The sequence below is a fragment of the Cognatundibacterium griseum genome, assembly GCF_014284195.1.
Lineage (GTDB): Bacteria > Pseudomonadota > Gammaproteobacteria > Burkholderiales > Burkholderiaceae_D > Undibacterium > Undibacterium griseum.
This window is the reverse complement of record NZ_JACOGC010000001.1, coordinates 705560-725984: the sequence shown is the minus strand read 5'-3', so window position 1 is coordinate 725984 and position 20425 is coordinate 705560. Positions and strand designations below refer to the sequence as shown.

General features: G+C 53.9%; 17 protein-coding genes. 5 read left to right on the top strand and 12 right to left on the bottom strand.

What is annotated here, in order from left to right:
• Positions 1–6: 6 nt before the first annotated feature.
• The 10 genes from pssA to H8K27_RS03200 form a co-directional block, all read right to left on the bottom strand.
• Positions 7–1365, bottom strand: coding sequence for a CDP-diacylglycerol--serine O-phosphatidyltransferase (pssA, locus tag H8K27_RS03245; protein ID WP_186861751.1), 1359 nt, complete (start codon positions 1363–1365; stop codon positions 7–9).
• 96 nt (positions 1366–1461) lie between these two features.
• Complete coding sequence (locus tag H8K27_RS03240; protein WP_186861750.1) at positions 1462–2079, bottom strand: methyltransferase domain-containing protein; 618 nt, start codon at positions 2077–2079, stop codon at positions 1462–1464.
• Positions 2080–2098: 19 nt separating this feature from the next.
• Entirely contained in the window at positions 2099–3664 is a 1566-nt protein-coding gene (gene ubiB, locus H8K27_RS03235; RefSeq protein WP_186861749.1) for a ubiquinone biosynthesis regulatory protein kinase UbiB, read from the bottom strand.
• Entirely contained in the window at positions 3661–4242 is a 582-nt protein-coding gene (locus H8K27_RS03230; protein WP_186861748.1) for a ubiquinone biosynthesis accessory factor UbiJ, read from the bottom strand. Before H8K27_RS03230 ends, ubiB begins: the two co-directional genes overlap by 4 nt.
• A 208-nt stretch (positions 4243–4450) precedes the next feature.
• Positions 4451–5371 carry a Tim44 domain-containing protein gene (locus H8K27_RS03225; RefSeq protein WP_186861747.1) on the bottom strand — a complete coding sequence of 307 codons (921 nt, stop codon included), beginning with the start codon at positions 5369–5371 and terminating at the stop codon, positions 4451–4453.
• Between the two features lie 28 nt (positions 5372–5399).
• Positions 5400–6134, bottom strand: a complete 735-nt coding sequence (ubiE, locus tag H8K27_RS03220) for a bifunctional demethylmenaquinone methyltransferase/2-methoxy-6-polyprenyl-1,4-benzoquinol methylase UbiE (RefSeq protein WP_186861746.1) — start codon at positions 6132–6134, stop codon at positions 5400–5402.
• Between the two features lie 203 nt (positions 6135–6337).
• Entirely contained in the window at positions 6338–6811 is a 474-nt protein-coding gene (locus H8K27_RS03215; RefSeq protein ID WP_186861745.1) for an energy transducer TonB, read from the bottom strand.
• A gap of 133 nt (positions 6812–6944) precedes the next feature.
• Positions 6945–7364 (bottom strand): gamma-butyrobetaine hydroxylase family protein, encoded by a 420-nt coding sequence (locus H8K27_RS03210; RefSeq protein ID WP_186861744.1) that lies wholly within the window; start codon positions 7362–7364, stop codon positions 6945–6947.
• Entirely contained in the window at positions 7361–7795 is a 435-nt protein-coding gene (locus H8K27_RS03205; RefSeq protein WP_186861743.1) for an HIT family protein, read from the bottom strand. Before H8K27_RS03205 ends, H8K27_RS03210 begins: the two co-directional genes overlap by 4 nt.
• The gene (locus H8K27_RS03200; RefSeq protein WP_186861742.1) at positions 7792–11769 is read right to left on the bottom strand and encodes a DUF3683 domain-containing protein; all 3978 of its coding nucleotides are present in this window, start codon (positions 11767–11769) and stop codon (positions 7792–7794) included. Before H8K27_RS03200 ends, H8K27_RS03205 begins: the two co-directional genes overlap by 4 nt.
• A 277-nt stretch (positions 11770–12046) precedes the next feature.
• On the opposite strand from H8K27_RS03200, the gene H8K27_RS03195 reads away from it, so the two are divergent.
• Positions 12047–12835: an SDR family NAD(P)-dependent oxidoreductase gene (locus H8K27_RS03195; protein WP_186861741.1), complete on the top strand. Its 789-nt coding sequence runs from the start codon at positions 12047–12049 to the stop codon at positions 12833–12835.
• Positions 12836–12880: 45 nt separating this feature from the next.
• Here H8K27_RS03195 and H8K27_RS03190 read toward each other — a convergent pair whose 3' ends face one another.
• Positions 12881–14167 (bottom strand): haloacid dehalogenase-like hydrolase, encoded by a 1287-nt coding sequence (locus H8K27_RS03190; RefSeq protein ID WP_230418844.1) that lies wholly within the window; start codon positions 14165–14167, stop codon positions 12881–12883.
• Between the two features lie 244 nt (positions 14168–14411).
• Positions 14412–14903: a YqaA family protein gene (locus tag H8K27_RS03185; RefSeq protein WP_186861739.1), complete on the bottom strand. Its 492-nt coding sequence runs from the start codon at positions 14901–14903 to the stop codon at positions 14412–14414.
• Between the two features lie 93 nt (positions 14904–14996).
• Here H8K27_RS03185 and ilvA point away from each other — a divergent pair, with 93 nt between their 5' ends.
• The 4 genes from ilvA (at position 14997) to H8K27_RS03165 (ending at position 20405) form a co-directional block, all read left to right on the top strand.
• Positions 14997–16532, top strand: coding sequence for a threonine ammonia-lyase, biosynthetic (gene ilvA / locus H8K27_RS03180; RefSeq protein WP_186861738.1), 1536 nt, complete (start codon positions 14997–14999; stop codon positions 16530–16532).
• A gap of 15 nt (positions 16533–16547) precedes the next feature.
• On the top strand, positions 16548–17396 hold the full coding sequence (gene queF / locus H8K27_RS03175) for an NADPH-dependent 7-cyano-7-deazaguanine reductase QueF (protein WP_186861737.1): 849 nt from the start codon (positions 16548–16550) through the stop codon (positions 17394–17396).
• Positions 17397–17454: 58 nt separating this feature from the next.
• Complete coding sequence (locus tag H8K27_RS03170) at positions 17455–18036, top strand: hypothetical protein (protein WP_186861736.1); 582 nt, start codon at positions 17455–17457, stop codon at positions 18034–18036.
• A gap of 125 nt (positions 18037–18161) precedes the next feature.
• Positions 18162–20405, top strand: coding sequence for a diguanylate cyclase domain-containing protein (locus H8K27_RS03165; RefSeq protein WP_186861735.1), 2244 nt, complete (start codon positions 18162–18164; stop codon positions 20403–20405).
• Positions 20406–20425: the final 20 nt, after the last annotated feature.

Genomic DNA, 20425 nt, shown 5'->3' with positions numbered 1-20425 from the left:
AGGGAATTACAGCACGCGATAAGCCAGCCGGTCGAGCCGGATCGTGCTTAGCCGGGCCAACAACCGTCGTACCTGTTCCGGGTAATCTCTGATTTCCTGAATTTCCCGGTAATGCAGGATCGTCTTTGTGTGCTGACGGATACTGGATAATTCAGCACTCCACTGCTGCTGCAACGCCCGCACAGGATCGCGAATCAGCAAGGCATTTTCCAGATCCAGCCGGAAAGCGCGTGGATTCAGATTATTACCCGTCATCAGTGCATACTGCTGGTCTGCCCAGATTCCCTTGAGATGATAAGTATTCTCGCCTTCGCACCACAGATGCACTCCCAGCTGTCCCCTGACGATATCGGCCTGATGTACCTTCACGAAACGCCGCAGATTCATTTCATATAAATAAGGTAAAGCAGAAATGACTTTGAATGGCTGGGCCGGATCAATAAAAAAATCATTCGCCGTTTTATCGCCAACGATGATATCGACCCGCACGCCTCGCTTTAAGGCACGGTTGATCTCCCGGGTAACTGCCAGCGGAAAATTAAAATACGGTGTGCAGATCGTGATCTGATGACGGCTGGCTGCAAACAGCTGGCAAATCACCCGGTTCAGCGGATTATTTTTCCCGACACCCACCAGCGGAGTCACGCTGAGACCAGACTGAGATTCAGAATAGCCGGCATCAAACTGGTATCTCGCTTTTTTCAGCTGAGCCCGGAACTCGCGGATTTCATGGCGCAAACTGCCGGTTGGCGGAATATCCGGCTTATCCAGCCGGTGCACAGCAGATGCTGACAGCAAATGCCGGCGAATGAAATTCACCATCGTAGTCGCGAGCATGGCATTGTCAATCAACAGGTAACGGTCATGCCGGTATTTATCCTGCTGATGCAGATACACATTGTTAATGCTGGCACCGCTGTAGATCACCGTATCATCAATGATGAAGCCCTTCAGATGCAACACGCCAAATAACTCTCTTGTCTGCACCGGAACGCCATAGACGGGAATCTGTTCTGCCTGCGAGCGGCTGAGTTCCTGATACCAGGCTGCGTTGCCTGCCACCTTGCCCGGTACACGTGCCTCTCCGATTAACCCCCGCTGCGCCCGGTGCCAGTCAACCAGCACCACGATATCAATCGCGGGCCGTCTCGCTTTTGCCGCATACAAAGCCGCCATCACCAGCGCGCCGGCTTCATCATTCTGCAGATACAGACTGCACAGATAGATCCGGTGCTTGGCCTGAGCAATCGCAGTCATCAGCGCCTGCCGGTACTCAGCCGCACTCAGTAAAGTTCTGACCTGTTCAGCCTGTAGCGGAATGCCCGGTATTTGCTCAAGCGGAGAAAGATGTCGGATCAGGCGCATAGAAAGTCAGTTGTTGAAAGGCGATATCGATATCAAAGAAGGATGCAGGATATGCAGTCTGGACCGGAAAATACTCTAAAAAGTCTGGGCAGAAAACTATTCATGAGCCAGACGCCGCCATATCTGCCAGCGTTCTTTGCCTGCAAACACCGGCAAGGAATCTGCCACCGCAGCCTCAGCAATCAATTCAAAATACGGTGTCATCAGCGCCTGCCAGTCAGCCGGATGCACTGAGAACGGCGGGCCTTTCTGACTTGCTTCTGGCGCATCATCCAGATAAATAAATCCTGCCAGCAATCCTCCGGCTGGCAGCAACGCTGACCAGCGACGGGTAATGTCCGGCCTGCGGGCAGGTGGCAAGGCACAAAAAAATGCACGTTCATAAATCAGCTCCAGCGGCACCTGAGGCTGGTATGTGAAAAAATCCGCCTCTTGCACATGATGTCCCCATGTACCGATCATGGCCCGTGCGCTTTGCACCGCAGCGGCAGAAAAATCAATCGCCACCACAGGCCATCCTGCCTGCGCCAGAAGTGCCGCTTCATATCCATTACCGCAGCCAGGAATCAGCGTTGATAACGGACGCGCTGATTGTGCAACAAATTCCTGCAGGGCAGCAGGCACGTCGCCTTTATCCCAGGGCGTAAAATCCTTACGAAAGCGCTCATTCCAGAATTCCGGATGGGTCGGGTCGCGGTGTATAAAATCTGCCATGCTGCCTGCCCTTCCCTGCTTAATCTATCCAGTAAAAATGCAGCAGCAGTTGCGCAGCAAGAATACCGGCGCACAATCCACCGCCAAAATACACGATCACCCGCAAGAGATTATTGGTGCTGCGCTGCTCAGCCAGCAATGCCGCCAGCATTTCCTGCTGCGGGTTGCCATCACCGGCGCGCAGCAAAGCCTGATGCGCCAGCCTCGGCAATTGTGGAAAGATATGACTATATCGCGGCGCTTCCGTTTTCAGTTTATCGATCAGGCCACGCCAGCCGACCTGCTCGCTCATCCAGCGTTCCAGATAAGGTTTGGCGGTTTTCCATAAGTCGAGCTCAGGATCGAGCTGACGCCCCAGTCCTTCAATATTCAGCAAGGTCTTTTGCAACAGCACCAGCTGCGGCTGCACTTCCACATTAAAACGGCGCGAGGTCTGGAACAGACGCAACAGCACCTGACCAAACGAGATATCTTTCAGCGGCCGGTCAAAGATCGGTTCACAGCACGCCCGGACCGCAGCCTCCAGTTCATCGACCCGTGTTTCTTTCGGAGCCCATCCGGATTCAATATGCGCTTCGGCCACCCGCTTATAATCCCGCTGAAAAAATGCCAGAAAATTCTGCGACAGATAGTCCTTGTCGAAATCATTGAGCGTGCCGACGATACCGAAATCCAGCGCGATATAACGGCCAAAGGATGCAGGGTCGGTCGAGACCAGGATATTCCCCGGATGCATATCGGCATGAAAAAAACCATCCCGGAAAATCTGGGTGAAAAATATCGTGACGCCATCGCGTGACAGTTTCGACAAATCCACACCTGCCTCACGCAACTGATCGATCTGCGAAACCGGAATCCCTTTCATGCGCTCCATCACGATCACGGAAGAGGAGCAATAATCCCAGTGCATTTCCGGTACCAGCAACAAATCCGAGTCATGGAAATTGCGGCGTAACTGGCTGGCATTCGCCGCCTCGCGCATCAGATCAAGTTCATCGTGCAAGTACTTATCAAATTCGGCCACGACTTCGCGTGCCTTGAGACGCTTGCCATCGGCCCATAGCGTTTCCAGCCACCCGGCTGCAATCTGCATCAGCGCGACATCTTTATCGATGGTTTCTTTCATACCGGGACGCAAGACTTTCACTGCCACTTCCCGTCCATCTTTCAGCGTGGCAAAGTGCACTTGCGCGATCGACGCGGAAGCCACCGGTATCCGTTCAAAATCCGCAAATAACTGATCAGGATGCGCACCCAGCGATTTCTGGATCTGGGCAATTGCCAGATCAGGATCAAACGACGGAACCCTGTCCTGCAACTTCGCCAGCTCATCGGCAATGTCTGCCGGCATCAGATCGCGTCTGGTAGAGAGCACCTGACCCAGTTTCACAAAGATAGGCCCCAAGTCTTCCAGCGCCTTGCGCAACCGTTCTCCGCGCGGCGCAGATAAATCACGCCAGAATAGTACGGTCTCCAGCCACCGGGCAATACGCGGAACCTGAAAACCGGAAATCACGATTTCATCAATGCCATAGCGCAGGGTGACGCGGATAATTTTCAGCAAACGCAAAAATTTCAAAATCATGAACGTACCTTTTGTTGTTTTTCTATTTTATCCATGCGTTTGAGCAGACGCTCCACATCATCGCGTGTTTTATTGACTCCCGCTGCAAACTCCTGCACCTCAGCAGGACGCACCAGCAGAGGATTTTCATCCAGAAAATACTCCGCCAGATTTTCCTGTAATTTCTGATGGGTCTGCTGTACATAAGTCATGGCTGAACGGGCGCCGCCCACCATGCGCACAGCCGCGATATCACCGACGATGCGGCTCAGATCGGTCTCGGCTTCCCACCGCAATTGCTGGCTCAGCGTCGAAATCGTATTGGCGAAATCTGCATCGCCGTCAATCCGCACATAAGAAAACGCCTGTTCACGATGTTGCAGAATCAAAGGAATATCTGCTGGACGGATACGGATCGTCACATTTGCCGGAGCGGATGCATCTGCGTTGATCAGCAGGCCATCTGCACCAACCAGCAAGCGTATCCGGATGATTTCAGCATCGATACAGGCGATTTCCCCGGCATGCGGAAGCAGCAATTTCCTGGCCCAGGATTCCTGCGCAAGCAAATGATTGATAAAAGGAGCAATTGAAATCATAGGAATAAATAAAAGGCGGCAACCGATGCGCTGATTATGCAGAAATGACGCGCACCATAAGAAGAAGCCTTGACGTAACGGTTACCGGCAACACGCACACCTCAAATGAAAAACCGTCCGGCAATATAGCGGACGGTCTCCAGTTTAACAGTTTATCTGCGGAATCAAGCGATGCCCGGCATCCGGCTTGACCCAGATAAAGACAGCATCACATTTGCTGAATGCCTGCCAGCACCCATCCACCCTGGCCATTCACAGGTTTGGACAAATTCCAGACTTCATTGAACGCTTCTGCCGGCGCATTCTGCGCCTCTTTGATCATGCCGGTAAATTTAACGCTTGCCAGATGATCAGGCCCCACGGTTTCAATACCCAGCAATTCAGCATCGATCGAAACAACGTCTGTCACATTCGGAGCCGGGCCGCGTTCCTGGATTTCCAGTTTTAATTCTGCGTACATTTCCGGCGTAGTGAATTCGCGCAGATCATTAATGTCTGCCTTATCCCATGCCGCCTGCAGACGGATGAAATAGGTTTTGGCATTCCGCAAAAAGCCGGGAACATCAAAATCTGCCGGAATCCCCCAGGTGGTCGCCGGTGCCGCTGCGCTGCCCTGGAAAGACTGCGGCTCCAGACGGGCGCCAATTTCAGGCGTTGCCTGCATTGTGCCGCCGGCATAAGCCGGCTGTGCAAATGCAGACGGTGCATCGTCTGCAGTTTTATTGCCACGGAACAGACGAATGATAAACATGATCGCAAAAGCGATCAGCGCAAATGTCAGCAATGAACCCAGCATGCTGGCAGCAGCGCCACCCAGGCCAAAATGGGACAAGGCTGCACCCAGCAAGGCACCGCCGATCAGTCCACCGACCACGCCCTTCCATGGGCTGGCTGGCTTGGCGGTCACCGGTGCCGGAACGGGTGCCGGTTGCACCGCTGGCTGCGGCGCAGCTGCCGGGCGTGCCTGATTCGTATTGTTCATGCCGGAAGGCTGTGTGGCCTGGCGTGACACATTGGTAGACTGGCGACCAACCGAACCGCCGCCACCCAGACGCTTGGCATCAGCATCATGCATGGTCATGCTCAGCATACTTGCCAGCATGATCACCGCGATCAGAAATTTTTTCATTCACACTCCTTGTTGCTTCATCAGCGAATTAAAGTTTAATACCTGTATGCAAGGCTGCTACGCCTGCGGTCAGATTGAAATACTGTACATTTTCCAGACCTGCCGTCTCCAGCATGCCTTTCAGGGTTTCCTGATCGGGATGCATCCGGATCGATTCCGCCAGGTAGCGATAACTGTCGGCATCACCGGCAATTTTTTGCCCCATCCATGGCAATACCTTGAACGAGTAAACATCGTATGGCTTTTGCAATATTTCTGGTACTTTGGAAAATTCCAGTACCAGCAACTTCCCGCCCGGTTTCAGTACCCGCTGCATTTCTGCCAACGCCTGATCCTTGTGCGTCATATTGCGCAAACCGAATGCGACCGTCACACGATCAAAGTAATTGTCCGGAAATGGCAATTTTTCCGCATCACAGAGCAAAGTGGGGGTGATCAGGCCTTTATTCAAGAGCCGGTCCCGGCCAACCCGCAACATGGATTCATTGATATCGGTATGCCAGACCTCCCCAGTTTTACCGGCCTGTCTCACAAATTCCTTGGTCAGGTCACCGGTTCCTCCCGCAATATCGAGCACCTTGAAACCAGGCCGGACACCTGCCTGCGCGATCGTGAAGACCTTCCAGAGCCGGTGCAATCCGGCAGACATCACGTCATTCATGATGTCGTACTTGGCTGCCACTGAGTGAAACACTTCAGCGACTTTATGGACTTTCTGGTCTTCTTCGACAGTGGTGTAACCAAAATGGGTAGTATTGCTCATGATCTCAAGGCTCCTGTGGGAAGCCGCATTATAGGGGATGTGTCTTTAACTGACACCTGATCAGGAGCAAATCCGGAGAAAAATCTGGTGCCGGTCGCCAGATACCGGCGCTATCCGGCAAGCTCAAAAAAATGAGGCTGGGAAAAGGTGGGGGAAGAAAATGCAGCGCAAGGTAAAAAAATTATCCTGAAGCGTTACAATATTTACTCGCCGCGTTGCGGCAGAGCAATACTCCTGATTTGAAAACGCCCGTCATCGTTAAACAACCAGGTTTCAGAAGCTTCCAGCTTGCCGCCGCGTAGCAATTTTTCCTGTGGGACAGGAAACGGTGCGCTGTTACGCAGACTGGCAAGTGCTGTCTTTTCAGCAAACTGATCTTTGTTACTTCTGAGAATTTCCGCTTTAATCAGCCTGCCATCCGCATCAATGGCATATCGGAGCACAATGACTGCACGCAACAGCGCTTGCGGCTGCTCGGCGTAAACTTGTTGCTGATGCAATGCGGTGATCTGGCGGGCAATATCGCGTTTGTAGGCATCGGTACTGGATGCACTGGAAACCGCCGGGGAAGCGGTCCGTGCTGCATTTGCCGGAGGAGCTGGCTGCCGGTCAGTGCTGACCGTGCTGCAGGCAGTCAGCAACACTGCCGCAATGATAATTCCTGAACGTTGATACATAGCGCCTCGCCTGATTGTCTATTCCACCGGAGTTCAGCTTACTGCAGGCAGAGCGAGGCATCATTTTTTTATCGTAAGCAAACGTAAAAACTGTCTCCGTCATTGTGCGGCGACAGTCCTGTACTGCTGTCCATCAATGATGGTGGCCGCAGGCACCGCCGGACTTGACGGCCATCGGTGCGTCGCGACCGCTGTCGCCGGGATGACCGGCTGCCTGTAATCGGCCCAGATAATCCTGCCATAACTCCGGCTGATTTTCACCCAGCCAGTACAGATATTCCCAGGTAAAAATACCCGAACTGTGCTGATCGTCGAAGATCGGTTTGATCGCATAATTGCCGACAGGCTCGATACCGCTCAGACCAACGGTGCGTTTTCCAGTCTGCAGCACCTCCTGGCCAGCACCATGACCACGGACTTCGGCGGAGGGGGAATAAACCCGCAGTAATTCAAACGGCAATGAAAACGCCTTGCCATCGTCAAAACTGATGTCCAGCACACGCGACTGGGTACGGGCATTCAATGCCACGGGTTGGGGTTTCGCATTACTCATAACAAATCCGTCAGACGGGAAGAAATCGTTTCACGCAGTCGTGGCAGCAATGCCCTGCGTGCCTGTAATCCGGCTGCATCCACATTATCCGTCCGGGCTGCAGCCCAGACCGGATGCGGGAAATGCGCGTCGCCGGTGTAGCGTGGAATCACATGCCAGTGCAGATGCGGCACCATATTGCCGAAACTGGCGAGATTGATTTTATGTGGCTGCAACACTTCCCGCTGTGCTGCTTCCACCTGCCAGACAACCTGCATCAGGGCGACTTTATCTGCATCACTTAAATCCGTCATCTCTTTCACGTGCGCATTCCAGATCACCCGGCAAAACCCCGGGTAATCCGGATCATCGACCAGAATCACGCGCCACTGCGGGGAAGCGATGATGACGTCGCCAAGGTTAACATCACACAGCTCACATGACAGACTCATACCAGCACCCGTTCAATGCCGCCCTGATTGGCTTTGGCGACATATTCCGGCAGCCAGTTTTCGCCCAGTAAATGACGCGCCATTTCGATCACGATGTAATCGGCTGTCGTATCACTGTCTTCGTTATAACGAGACAATCCCTGCAGACAGGACGGGCATGAGGTGAGAATTTTGACATCGCCGGTAAAACCGTCGGCACGCAGCTTGTCAGCGCTCTTCTTCATCTCGATTTCTTTCCGGAAGCGCACCTGGGTGGAGATGTCTGGGCGGCTGACCGCCAGCGTACCGGATTCACCACAGCAACGTTCGTTTTTCTCGATTTTCTGCTGATCATTGACACCGGTAATCAGCGCATTCACCGTTTTCAGCGGGTCCTGGATTTTCATCGGCGTATGACAAGGATCGTGATACATGTAACGGGTTCCTGTCACGCCTTCCAGTTTCACATTTTTTTCCATCAGGTATTCATGAATATCGATGATGCGGCAACCAGGAAAAATCTTATCGAACTCATAGGTGGCCAGCTGATCGTAACAGGTACCGCAGGACACCACGACGGTTTTAATGTCGAGATAATTCAGCGTATTGGCCATGCGATGGAACAGCACGCGATTATCGGTCATCATTTTTTCGGCTTTGTCGTACTGCCCGTTACCACGCTGAGGGTAGCCGCAGCACAGATAGCCGGGCGGCAGCACGGTCTGCACACCGACATGCCACAGCATCGCCTGCGTCGCCAGTCCAACCTGCGAGAACAGGCGTTCGGAGCCGCAACCGGGGAAATAAAACACCGCTTCGGTATCGGCAGTCGTGGCTTGCGGATTACGGATAATCGGCACGATCTTGTCGTCTTCGATATCGAGCAGCGCTCGGGCAGTCTTCTTCGGCAGATTGCCCGGCATCTTCTTGTTGATGAAGTGGATCACCTGCTCTTTGACCGGCGCCTTGCCGACTGTCGCAGGCGGTGCCTTGGTCTGTTTCTTTGCAAATTTTTTCAGGATGTCGTTACCGAGCCGCTGGGCCTTGTAACCCCAGCCGATCATCACCTGACGCGTTGCATTAATCGTCGCCGGATCGGTCGCATTCAGGAAGAACATAGATGCGGCAGTACCGGGATTGAATTTCTTCTGTCCCATCTTGCGCAGCAGATTGCGCATATTCATCGACACGTCACCAAAGTCGATATCGACCGGGCAAGGATTCACACATTTATGGCATACCGTGCAGTGATCAGCGACATCGGAGAACTCATCCCAGTGCTTGATCGACACGCCGCGACGGGTCTGCTCTTCATACAGGAAAGCCTCAACCAGCAGCGAAGTCGCAAGAATTTTATTGCGTGGCGAATACAGCAGATTGGCACGCGGCACATGGGTTGCGCACACCGGTTTGCATTTGCCGCAGCGCAGGCAATCCTTGACGCTGTTGGCAATCGCGCCGATATCGCTTTGCTGCATAATCAGCGACTCATGTCCCATCAGACCAAACGACGGCGTATAGGCATTGCGCAGGTCGGCGGCGAATTCCGGCAGGTTCAGCAGCTTGCCCTTATTGAAGCGCCCTTCGGGATCAATGCGCTGCTTGTACGAACGGAAATCCCTGATTTCATCTTCGGTCAGAAACTCCAGCTTGGTAATACCGATACCGTGTTCACCGGAGATCACGCCGTCCAGCGAACGCGCCAGCACCATGATGCGTGCGACTGCATGATGTGCGACCTGCAGCATTGCATAATCATCGGAATTTACCGGCAGATTAGTATGCACATTGCCGTCGCCAGCATGCATGTGCAAGGCAACGAATACGCGGCTGCGCAATACCTTTTTATGCAAGGCGACGCACTCATCAAGAATCAGCCTGAACGCCGAACCACTGAATATCTGACGTAAAGGCGCACGCAATTCGGCTTTCCACGAAACCCGCACAGTCCGGTCCTGCACGATGGAAAACAGTGTCACATCCGGCTGGGTTTGCAAACGTGCAGAAAACACTTCATTCATCCGGTCCAGGCCAAGCGTCTGCAAATCCGGCAAGACATCGCTCAGGCGTGCATCCAGATGCGTCTGCAGATACGTCCAGCGTGCTCTGGTTTGCTGCAGCAGGGTCTCGGTCTGATTGACGCGGTCTTCCAGCAATTCGGCTGCCGGAATATCGTCACCGTCGGCATCTTCACTCTTGCCCAGAGGCAGATTGCCGCTCGCGAAAAACCCGATCAGCTGATCAAGCAGCGCCAGCTTGTTCTGGATCGATAATTCGATATTGATGCGTTCGATACCGTCGGTGTATTCGCCCATGCGATTCAACGGAATCACCACGTCTTCATTGATCTTGAACGCGTTCGTATGCTTGGAAATCGCGGCCGTTTTCGCACGATCGAGCCAGAATTTTTTCCGCGCTTCCGGGCTCACCGCCACGAAGCCTTCACCGACACGGGTATTGGCGATCCGTATCACTTCGGATGCTGCCTGTGCGACCGCGTTTTCATCGTCGCCGACGATATCGCCGAACAGCGCCATCTTGGGCAGCACGCCGCGTTTCGATTTGGTGGTGTAGCCGACCGCGCGCAGGTAACGCTCATCCAGATGTTCCAGGCCCGCCAGAATCGCGCCGCCTTTTTTGGTCTCGGCGTCGAGATAATCCTTGATCTCGACGATGCTCGGTATCGCATCGCGCGCCTGACCGAAAAATTCCAGGCAAACAGTACGGGCGTATTTCGGCATCTTGTGCAAAATCCAGCGCGCCGAAGTAATCAGGCCATCGCAACCTTCTTTCTGCACACCGGGCAAACCGGCAAGGAATTTATCGGTGACGTCCTTGCCCAGTCCTTCCTTGCGGAAAACTCGTCCTTTGATATCGAGCTGCTCGGTCTTGAACGGTTTTTTCTCGCCGGGATGGGTCCATTCGAGCCTGAATTTAGCAACTTCGACATCGTGAATCTTGCCGAGATTATGCTCAAGACGGGTGACTTCCAGCCAGTCGCCATTCGGGTCAACCATTTTCCACGATGCCAGGTTGTCGAGCGCAGTGCCCCACAGTACGGCTTTTTTACCGCCCGCATTCATCGCAACATTGCCGCCGACGCAGGAAGCTTCGGCCGAGGTCGGGTCAACTGCAAACACAAAACCGGCTTTTTCGGCCGCATCGGAAACCCGCTTGGTCACCACACCGGCACCGGAATAAATCGTCGCGTAATCGCGTTCCACGCCGGGCAGACGGGTCATTTCGACTTCGCCCAGCGTTTCCAGTTTTTCGGTATTGATCACGGCCGACAAAGGCGTCAGCGGGATCGCACCGCCGGTGTAGCCGGTGCCGCCGCCGCGCGGGATGATGGTCAGGCCGAGTTCGATACAGGTTTTTACCAGCCCCGCCATTTCATCTTCGGTGTCCGGCGTCAGTACGACGAACGGATATTCGACGCGCCAGTCGGTTGCATCGGTCACATGCGAGACGCGGGAGAGTCCATCGAATTTGATATTGTCTTTGGCGGTGTAGCGCGCCAGCAGCTTGCTGGCTTTTTTGCGCAGATCATAGGTTGCACGGAATTCCCTGGAAAAATCAGAAACCGCCTGACGCGCCGCCTGCACCAGCGTTTCCACGCTGTTGCTGCGTTCCGCGTCGTCATCGTTTTGCGTGCTGACGCGGCGTTTTTCAACCTCCGCCAGACGATGATTCAGGGCGTCGATCAGATCCTGACGGCGTCTGGGGTTATCCAGCATGTCGTCCTGCAGATAGGGATTGCGGCGCACCACCCAGATATCGCCCAGGACTTCATACAGCATGCGGGCAGAACGGCCGGTCTGGCGTTTGCCGCGCAGCTGGTCGAGCAGTTTCCAGGCGTCTTCACCCAGCAAACGGATCACAATCTCGCGGTCGGAAAAAGAGGTGTAGTTATAAGGAATTTCCCGGACACGGGTTGGCGCAGCGCCGGCTGGCGAATCTGCATGTAATGCGGGTATCTGGACTGGAGCGTTCATCAGAGGGTGGTTAGACGGATTTTTAAAGGCTTATTCTAGCTTATTGCGCTGCACCACGCGGCAACAGCCTTGAAGTTTGTACGGCAATGCATGGTACTTCTTGCAATTTCCCAAACAGAATTTGGTGAAAATCACATTTTTTTTCGAAAACCGGCTTATCTTTACAAGATTACACCAACTGACGCCGAACAAACACTCTGCAAATATGTTGGCTTTTTTTAACAGGATTGAGGCACCCTTCAGACATGAAACCCGGCCAGAACAGAATGGAAAAACAATGAGAGCAAATTTGCAAGGATGCTGGGCGCTCGTGACAGGCGCTTCCAGCGGTTTCGGCAATGATTACTGTCATCTGCTGGCTGCACGCGGCTGCCATCTGGTGATGGTGGCGCGGCGGGCAGAGGCTATGCAGATCCTGGCCAGCACACTGCGGGCGCAATACGGCATCAGCATCGAAATCATCCCCACCGATCTGACTCAGGCAGGCGCAGCAGCCGAGCTGTTCAGACAAACTGAAGCTGCCGGTATCCGCATTGACATCTTGATTAATAATGCCGGTGCCGGCCTGTTTGGAAAATTTACCGATCAGACACTCAGCAAAACACTGGAGATGCTGCAACTGAATATGGTGTGCGTCACCGAACTCACCTATCTTTATGCACAGCAAATGCAGCAGCGCCGGGCCGGACATATTTTACTGGTATCAAGCATTGCCGCTTTCCAGCCGCTGCCCGGCTATGCCGCCTACAGCGGCAGTAAAGCCTATATTTTGCTGTTCGGCGAAGCCCTGCATGAAGAGCTGAAACCCTCCGGCGTACATCTGACGGTACTCGCACCCGGTATTTCCGCCACAGCTTTTTTCGAAGTCGCCGGGCAGAAGGATACCTGGTATCACCGGCTCGTGAAGATGAAATCACGCACTGTGGCTGCCGCCGGACTGGATGCGCTGTTTGCGGGAAAATCCAGCGTTCTGCCTGGATGGATGAATCAACTGACGGTATTTCTGTTCCGCTTCCTGCCCCGTCACTGGCAAAGCAAGATCGCCGGCAAAGCCATGCAGGGCTGAAAAAAAAGCGCCCGCAGGCGCTTTTTCACACTGAATGCGCTGTTATCAGCCCAGCAGCGTCGGCGCTGTTTTGCCGTATTTCAGTGTCGTTTCCACCGGCAGCCAGTTACCAGTCGATTCCTGACGTCCCTGCAACACGAAGCGTGGATGCGGGTTCTGGATAGCCTCAGCAGCGGCTTTGGATAATTCACCAATCTTGCCTTTTTTCAGACGGTTCACGATCAGGCCGACTTCGGTTTCCGGGAAATCACGCAGCATGTCATAGTCACCATCGCTGTCACCGGCAACAAAGACCGGGCCATAGCCTTTTTTCGCTACCAGCTCTTTACGGATGACTTCGGATTTTCCCGGTCCCCAGTTCAGAGGCCAGTTTTTGCGGTAGGCATTTTTAAATTTTTCACCATCCTGTTCCAGACGCAGGCCCAGCACGTTTTCGCGCTTGACGTGATAACCGTATTTAGGATTCGTCGCGAATACGGCCACCACGTCTTCCAGCGAAGCCGTGCTGACATACACATCAAAACCGTTGTTGCGGAAGGTGTCCATCAGTGTCGCGATTTCAGTGCACAGGCGAATGCCGTGGAAGTGTGCTGTCGTAATTACGCCAGCCTTGCCCGGCAAGCTGGCTGGGCTGGTGTATTTGGTTTTGGTCAGTCCCATGCCCAGATTGGCATCGTTTGATGCTTCCGCGAGCTGGCTGACTTCGCTGACCGTCATGTTGGTGAAAAAGTAAATCACCCACGGATAGCCGACATTCACGCCATGTGTATCGTTGACCGCTTCGTACAGGAAATACAGCTTGGCACGAAAATCCTGGAACTGCTCGGTTGCAGTGATCTCTTCCAGACTGCGGCTGCCGGCGAGTCCTTTGTAATTGGCGTGCAGGAAAGCATAGTCGCTGTCCAGATCGGCACAAATGCTGTCGAGATCAACAATTTTGCCGGCGGCATTTTTGTAGTCAGGTGCAAAATTTCCTGCCGGTACATTCTGACGGATAATCGCTGAAAATTCGGCCGGTGTCAGTTTGAACGCTAGCTGGTTGATCTGATACATCAGCAAGGCTTCTTCGCAATCATTCATGATGCTGGTGTTATCCCAGTCGAAGACAGCATAAGGACGGCGCTTGGCGTTATAAGATTTGCTGGCCTGTCCGTGACGTGCAACCAGTTCCGCTACCAGTTGGCGGTTACGCGGCGACCACTTGGCGGCATCCAGCATCACAGCCGGCGCTGCAGCAGGCTTGGCAAGTGCTGGCAATGCCAGTGCGCTGCCGGCTGCGGTAACAAGCATTCCCTGAAGAAATCCACGGCGTGGGGTATTGTTTTTTTGCATTTTCATATCCTCTGCTGGAGAAAAATCAATGCCGGAAGATGGTGTGCAGTCTGCCGGCATTACCTGTCTTTTCTGCATTTAACCGGCTTGAGGCATCGAACCGGCGATGCCCGGGCAGGCGCCACTGGCGCAGGTTAAAGCAGCTTCCAGCGGAGTATAAAGAGCAATTACTACAGGATGACGACAACATTTCATGCAACAACATCAGCCGTCGGCGCACAGGCAGTCAGCGTATCGTTTGCTATCAGGCCAGCCATTCGGCAATCCGGTGCCAGAAACCGTCCGGCAGCTTCAGCAACAGCAGGCTGATGGTCAGATAGCGCAGGAATTTTCCCACCGCCATGTAATACACGCTGGGCCAGAACGGCAGCTTCAGCCAGCCAGCCAGCGTGCAGATCGGATCACCAATGACCGGCAGCCACGACAGCAGCATGGTCTTGGCGCCGAAGCGCTCCAGCCAGTGAAACCAGAAAGTGCGGCGCTCGCGCTGAAATGCACGCTGCGCCGCGTAACCCATCAGATAATCAACCACGCCACCCAGCGTGTTGCCGATGGTCGCCACCACCAGCACCGGCCAGAACAGGTCAGGATTTGCTTTGATGACGGCGAATACGGCAGGCTCAGAGCCCATCGGTATCAGCGTGGCAGAGATAAAACTGATCAGGAAAACGGATGTCAGGCCGATTTCCGGCACTGCCAATACGCTCAGCAGCCAATGCACTCCGGCTTCTATCATGGGTGTTCAGGGTCGAAAGAAAGGGCATCCATTATAATAGGGTGGCTTTCGCGTCACGGCGTTATCCTATTTTTTAACCAACTTCCGAAGCTTATGAGCACCGATTATCTGAAAAAAATCCTGACCGCGCGCGTCTATGATGTCGCATTTGAAACACCGCTGGAACATGCTTCCAGCCTGTCGGCACGGATGGATAATCGAATTATGTTCAAACGCGAAGACATGCAGAGTGTCTTCAGCTTCAAGATCCGGGGTGCTTATAACAAGATCGCCCATCTGTCGCCGGCACAACTCAAACGCGGCGTGATCTGCGCTTCGGCTGGCAACCATGCGCAGGGCGTGGCCCTCAGTGCGCGCCGGGTAGGCTGCAAAGCCGTGATCGTGATGCCAACCACCACGCCGCCGGTCAAAATTGATGCGGTCAGGGCGCATGGCGGCGAGCACGTGGAAATCGTGCTGCACGGCGAATCCTATTCCGACGCCGCAGGACATGCGAGCGAGCTGGAGAAAAAGCGCAAGCTGACTTTCGTGCATCCGTTTGACGATCCTGACGTCATTGCCGGACAAGGCACGGTCGGCATGGAAATCCTGCGTCAGCATTCCGGTCCGATCCACGCTATTTTTGTCGCGATTGGCGGTGGCGGTTTGATCTCCGGCGTTGCGGCTTATGTCAAAGCGATCCGCCCGGAAATCAAAATCATCGGCGTCCAGACCACGGATTCCGATGCGATGGCGCGCAGCCTGAAAGCGGGCAAACGCGTAGCGCTTGCCGATGTCGGCCTGTTTTCCGACGGGACTGCGGTCAAGCTGGTCGGTGAAGAAACATTCCGCCTGGCCAAAATGTATGTCGATGAAATCATCACTGTCGATACCGATGCCGTCTGCGCCGCGATCAAGGATGTGTTCCAGGATACCCGCAGCATTCTGGAGCCGGCAGGCGCGCTCGCGGTAGCCGGTTGCAAAGCCTATATCGAACGGGCCAAAGCCGATAAAAAGCCGTTGAAAAATGAAACCCTGGTAACGATCGCCTGCGGCGCCAACATGAATTTTGACCGCCTGCGCTTTGTGGCGGAACGCGCCGAAGTCGGTGAGGCTCGCGAAGCCGTGTTTGCCGTCACCATCCCCGAAGAACGCGGCAGCTTCCGCCGTTTCTGCGAACTGGTGGGGGCGCGCAATGTGACGGAATTCAACTATCGCATCAGTGATGAAAAGTCCGCCCATATCTTTGTCGGCATCCAGGTACATGACCGGACTGAATCCGGAAAAATTGCCAGAAATTTTGAGAAACACGGTTTTCCGACCCTGGACCTGACGCATGACGAACTGGCCAAACTGCATATCCGTCACCTCGTCGGCGGTAAAAGCGCACTCGCAGAAAATGAATTGCTGTATCGCTTTGAGTTTCCTGAACGTCCGGGCGCGCTGATGCGCTTCTTAAACAGCATGGCGCCGAACTGGAATATCAGCCTGTTCCACTATCGCAATCACGGTGCCGATTACGGCAGAACTTTAGTGGGTTTACAGGTTCCAAAGAAAGAAATGAAAGCATTCCGCGAGTTTTTATCCACCCTTGGTTACCGCTACTGGGATGAAAGTAAAAACCCTGTTTATCAATTATTTTTAGGCTGATCAGCTTTTTGAGCAATGACCGATCCCGTTTCCAGCAATACGCCTGAGCAGTCCCTGCTCGGAAAATCCGCAGCTTATAAGGCAGAATACGATTCCTCTCTGCTGTTTCCGATCTCCCGCCAGGGCAAGCGTACGGAGATCGGCATTGTGTCCGCCCTGCCCTTTTTTGGCATGGACATCTGGAACGCTTATGAAATATCATGGCTGAACCTGCGCGGCAAACCACAGGTGGCGCTGGCCAGCATACTGGTTCCGGCCGATTCACCGAATATCATCGAATCCAAGTCGTTCAAGCTATATCTGAACTCCTTCAATCAGACCCGGCTGGACGACACCGGGGCCTTGCTGCGCCTGCTGCAGCAAGACCTGTCTGCTGCAGCAGGCGCCCATGTCCAGGTGAACCTGACAATGCCGGACCAGTTCGGCCAGCAACAGATGCAGGAACTGTCTGGCACACTGCTTGACCGGCTCGACATTGAGGTGGATTCCTACACGCCCGACCCGGGATTGCTGCATGCGGACCATACCGAGGCGCCGGTAGAGGAAACCCTGGTATCGCATCTGCTGAAATCGAATTGTCTGGTCACGGGGCAGCCAGACTGGGGTAGCGTGCAGATTCACTATGTCGGCGCTCAGATCGACCAGGAGGGATTGCTGCGCTACCTGATCGGCTTCCGGAATCATAATGAATTTCACGAGCAATGCGTCGAACGGATTTTTGTCGACATCATGCGCCAGTGCAAACCGCAGAAGCTGTCCGTTTATGCGCGTTATACGCGCCGTGGCGGTCTGGATATCAATCCGTGGCGCAGTAATTTTTCCACCGCTCAAAAACCATCCAATGCGCGGAATGCCCGCCAGTAACCCGCACAGACGCTTTCAGTTTGAAGATTTATTACTCAATTTTTTATCAAAACCTACCATGTTGATCCTGAATTATTTACCTGCACGCATTTTCCTATGTCTGTCCGCACTGTTGTGCTGTTTATCGGCACAGGCACAGCAAAACGACACATCTGCCGGCTGGTGGGACAGCAGCAAAGCCCGGGTGGAAAAAATCCTGGATGAAGGCTCTCTCTCCATCATGCTGTCCGGTTATGCGCATCATGGCCGCAATACGTACACGGCAGAACGGATTGCCGAGCTCAACGAGCGCGCCTGGGGCATGGGCTTCAGCAAGGCGATCCGGAATGAAAAGGACAATGAAGAGTCCATTTATGCCATGCTGATTTCGGATTCGCATTTCAAACCGCAACCGATGGCGGGTTATGCCTATCAGTGGATGAAGCCGGTGACCGAAAAAATTGAAGTCGGTGCCGGGGTGACAGGCTTACTGATCAGCCGTACTGATTATTTTTCAGGTTTCCCTTTTCCTGCGGTTCTGCCGGTCGCATCTATTGGCACGCGCAGCAGCAAGCTGATGGCGGCATACGTGCCACGGTTTTCAAAAAATAAAGGAAATGGCGATGTACTGTTGCTGTTCGTCCGCTTTGATCTGAATTAATTGATATGGCAATTGACGAAGTGCAACACTGTTGCCATGATGAACGATATTTTGCGTGCCAGATCATGATTGCTTAAGCACTTACCATTAACCGGATATATCGATTCGCCTTCCAGACTGTTGTCGTGATATCGCCAATTCCCTTTCCCAATACACATGCTGTCAGCGTGACTGTCGATGACGACTGGCATACTGCATTGCTGGAACATCTGCCGGATGCGGTCTATGTACTGATTGGCGAGCGACTCGCCTATGCCAATCAAGCCGGACTGACATTGATGGGAGCGGATCATCTGCATCAGCTGCTGGGTTTGCATCCTGAAGTATTTTTGCAGACCCAACAGCACGACATGCTGCGCGAACTGCTGCAAAAACCTCCCGGTCCCAAAACACCGCCTCAGCAGCTCCAGTGTCTGCGCCTTGACGGCAAGCAGGTTGATATTGAAATCACCAGCGCCACACTGCATTACCAGGGACACAGCGCCCTGCTGCTGAATGCGCGAAAAGCGGCTCCCGCAATGCAAACCGTGCCGGTTGCGCTCGTCAGACCGCAAACCAGCAGGATTCACGAGGCTCTGCATCACGAAAAAGAAATACTCGAAATGATTGCGATGGACAAACCGCTGTCGCACATTCTCGAAGATGTCTGCGACCGCATGGAGCGTCTGCTCGATAATCAGGCGCTCTGCGCCATTACCCTGTTTGATACGGCGACCCAGCAATTGACGCTGGGAGCAGCGCCATCCCTGCCGGAAGAATTTTCATCGCAATTCGTGAATATTCCTACGGGTACGGACAGTTGCAGCGCGGCTGCAGCCATTCATTTCAACCGGCTCACCATCGTTCAGGATATTGCGGTCAGCCCCTTGTGGGAACAATTCAGGGACAGCGCGCTGAAGCACGGGCTGCGCTCCTGCTGGTCGCATCCGATCACGACCGCTTTTCACCATGTACTGGGAACTGTCGATGTCTATCATCGTCATGTGCACAATCCGGATCAGGACGAACAGGCCATGATTATCGATGCCTGCGATCTGATCGGGCTGGCGATCGATAAAAAGAACATGGAACAAAGCCTGGAGGAAAGTGAAGAACGTTACCGTTCGGTAGTCACTAACCTGTCAGAAGGCATCATGGTGATCGCCCCCGGCGGGCAGATCGTCACCAGCAATCCGAGCGCCGTGCGCATTCTGAAAATCGACGACATTAATCTGGTGGGTCGCCGCCACCGCTACTTCCGGCGTATTTTTGGCGAAGATGGGCAAGCTGTGCGGATCGGCGATGACCCGGCCTCGTCCGTATTCAGAACGGGAACGCCGGTTCTGAATTTATCAACTGGTGTTGAACTGCGTGACGGCTCGGTCGTCTGGCTGCTGATTAACTGCCTGCCGATCCGGAAAAAAAGACACACTGCCGTGTCTTCCGTCCTGGTCTCCTTCACCGACACCACCGAAGTGCGTGAAACCCAGCGCCAGCTGCGGTTCATGGCCTCCTACGATGCGCTGACCGGATTACCGAACCGGCATCAGCTGAATCTGCGTCTGACCAGGGCGCTGGCTGATGCACGTCAGAACCAGCAGAATATTGCATTGCTGTTCCTCGATCTCGACCGTTTTAAATACGTCAACGACACAGCGGGTCATTCTGCCGGCGATACCCTGTTGCGTGATGTGTCTGAACGACTCAGCCAGTGCGTACGCAGCAGCGACCTGCTGGCGCGGCTCGGCGGTGATGAATTTGTGGTGGTGGTCGATCATTTTGAGGATATCGTTTATCTGCGGAATCTGGGAGAACGGATACTCGAAAAAATGCGGGCACCGTTCCTTATTCAAGGCAATGAATACCATCTGGGCACATCGATTGGCATCAGTGTGTTTCCGCATGACGGCGAAGATGCTTCCACACTCATGCGCTGCGCTGATTCGGCGATGTATCACGCCAAGGAATCGGGACGCAATAACTACCAGTTTTTCACCACCGAACTCAATATCCGCGCCCAGCACCGATATGCGCTGGAAACCAATCTGCGCCGTGCGCTGACCGAACAGGAATTCCTGGTGTATTACCAGCCTAAAATCAGCCTGCAGACTTCCCGCATCGTCGGTGCGGAAGCGCTGATCCGCTGGCAAATGCCCGGCATAGGGCTGATTCCACCTGACGAGTTCATCCCGATCTCAGAAGAAATCGGTCTGATTCTGCCCATCGGGCGCTGGGTGTTGCAACAGGTCTGCCGGCAAACCAGTTACTGGCGCGCCCACTTCACGCCGGATCTGGTAGTGAGCGTCAACATCTCACCCAAGCAGTTTCAGGACCCCGGCCTGTGCCGGTTTATCGAACAGACACTGGCGGAGAGGGGGACCGCCCCATAACGATCCAATTCATTTCAATT

Coding starts and splice junctions, on each gene's coding strand:
- pssA (WP_186861751.1), bottom strand. CDS start 1,365: ATGCGCCTGATCCGACATCTTTCTCCGCTTGAGCAAATACCGGGCATT.
- H8K27_RS03240 (WP_186861750.1), bottom strand. CDS start 2,079: ATGGCAGATTTTATACACCGCGACCCGACCCATCCGGAATTCTGGAAT.
- ubiB (WP_186861749.1), bottom strand. CDS start 3,664: ATGATTTTGAAATTTTTGCGTTTGCTGAAAATTATCCGCGTCACCCTG.
- H8K27_RS03230 (WP_186861748.1), bottom strand. CDS start 4,242: ATGATTTCAATTGCTCCTTTTATCAATCATTTGCTTGCGCAGGAATCC.
- H8K27_RS03225 (WP_186861747.1), bottom strand. CDS start 5,371: ATGAAAAAATTTCTGATCGCGGTGATCATGCTGGCAAGTATGCTGAGC.
- ubiE (WP_186861746.1), bottom strand. CDS start 6,134: ATGAGCAATACTACCCATTTTGGTTACACCACTGTCGAAGAAGACCAG.
- H8K27_RS03215 (WP_186861745.1), bottom strand. CDS start 6,811: ATGTATCAACGTTCAGGAATTATCATTGCGGCAGTGTTGCTGACTGCC.
- H8K27_RS03210 (WP_186861744.1), bottom strand. CDS start 7,364: ATGAGTAATGCGAAACCCCAACCCGTGGCATTGAATGCCCGTACCCAG.
- H8K27_RS03205 (WP_186861743.1), bottom strand. CDS start 7,795: ATGAGTCTGTCATGTGAGCTGTGTGATGTTAACCTTGGCGACGTCATC.
- H8K27_RS03200 (WP_186861742.1), bottom strand. CDS start 11,769: ATGAACGCTCCAGTCCAGATACCCGCATTACATGCAGATTCGCCAGCC.
- H8K27_RS03195 (WP_186861741.1), top strand. CDS start 12,047: ATGAGAGCAAATTTGCAAGGATGCTGGGCGCTCGTGACAGGCGCTTCC.
- H8K27_RS03190 (WP_230418844.1), bottom strand. CDS start 14,167: ATGCAAAAAAACAATACCCCACGCCGTGGATTTCTTCAGGGAATGCTT.
- H8K27_RS03185 (WP_186861739.1), bottom strand. CDS start 14,903: ATGATAGAAGCCGGAGTGCATTGGCTGCTGAGCGTATTGGCAGTGCCG.
- ilvA (WP_186861738.1), top strand. CDS start 14,997: ATGAGCACCGATTATCTGAAAAAAATCCTGACCGCGCGCGTCTATGAT.
- queF (WP_186861737.1), top strand. CDS start 16,548: ATGACCGATCCCGTTTCCAGCAATACGCCTGAGCAGTCCCTGCTCGGA.
- H8K27_RS03170 (WP_186861736.1), top strand. CDS start 17,455: ATGTTGATCCTGAATTATTTACCTGCACGCATTTTCCTATGTCTGTCC.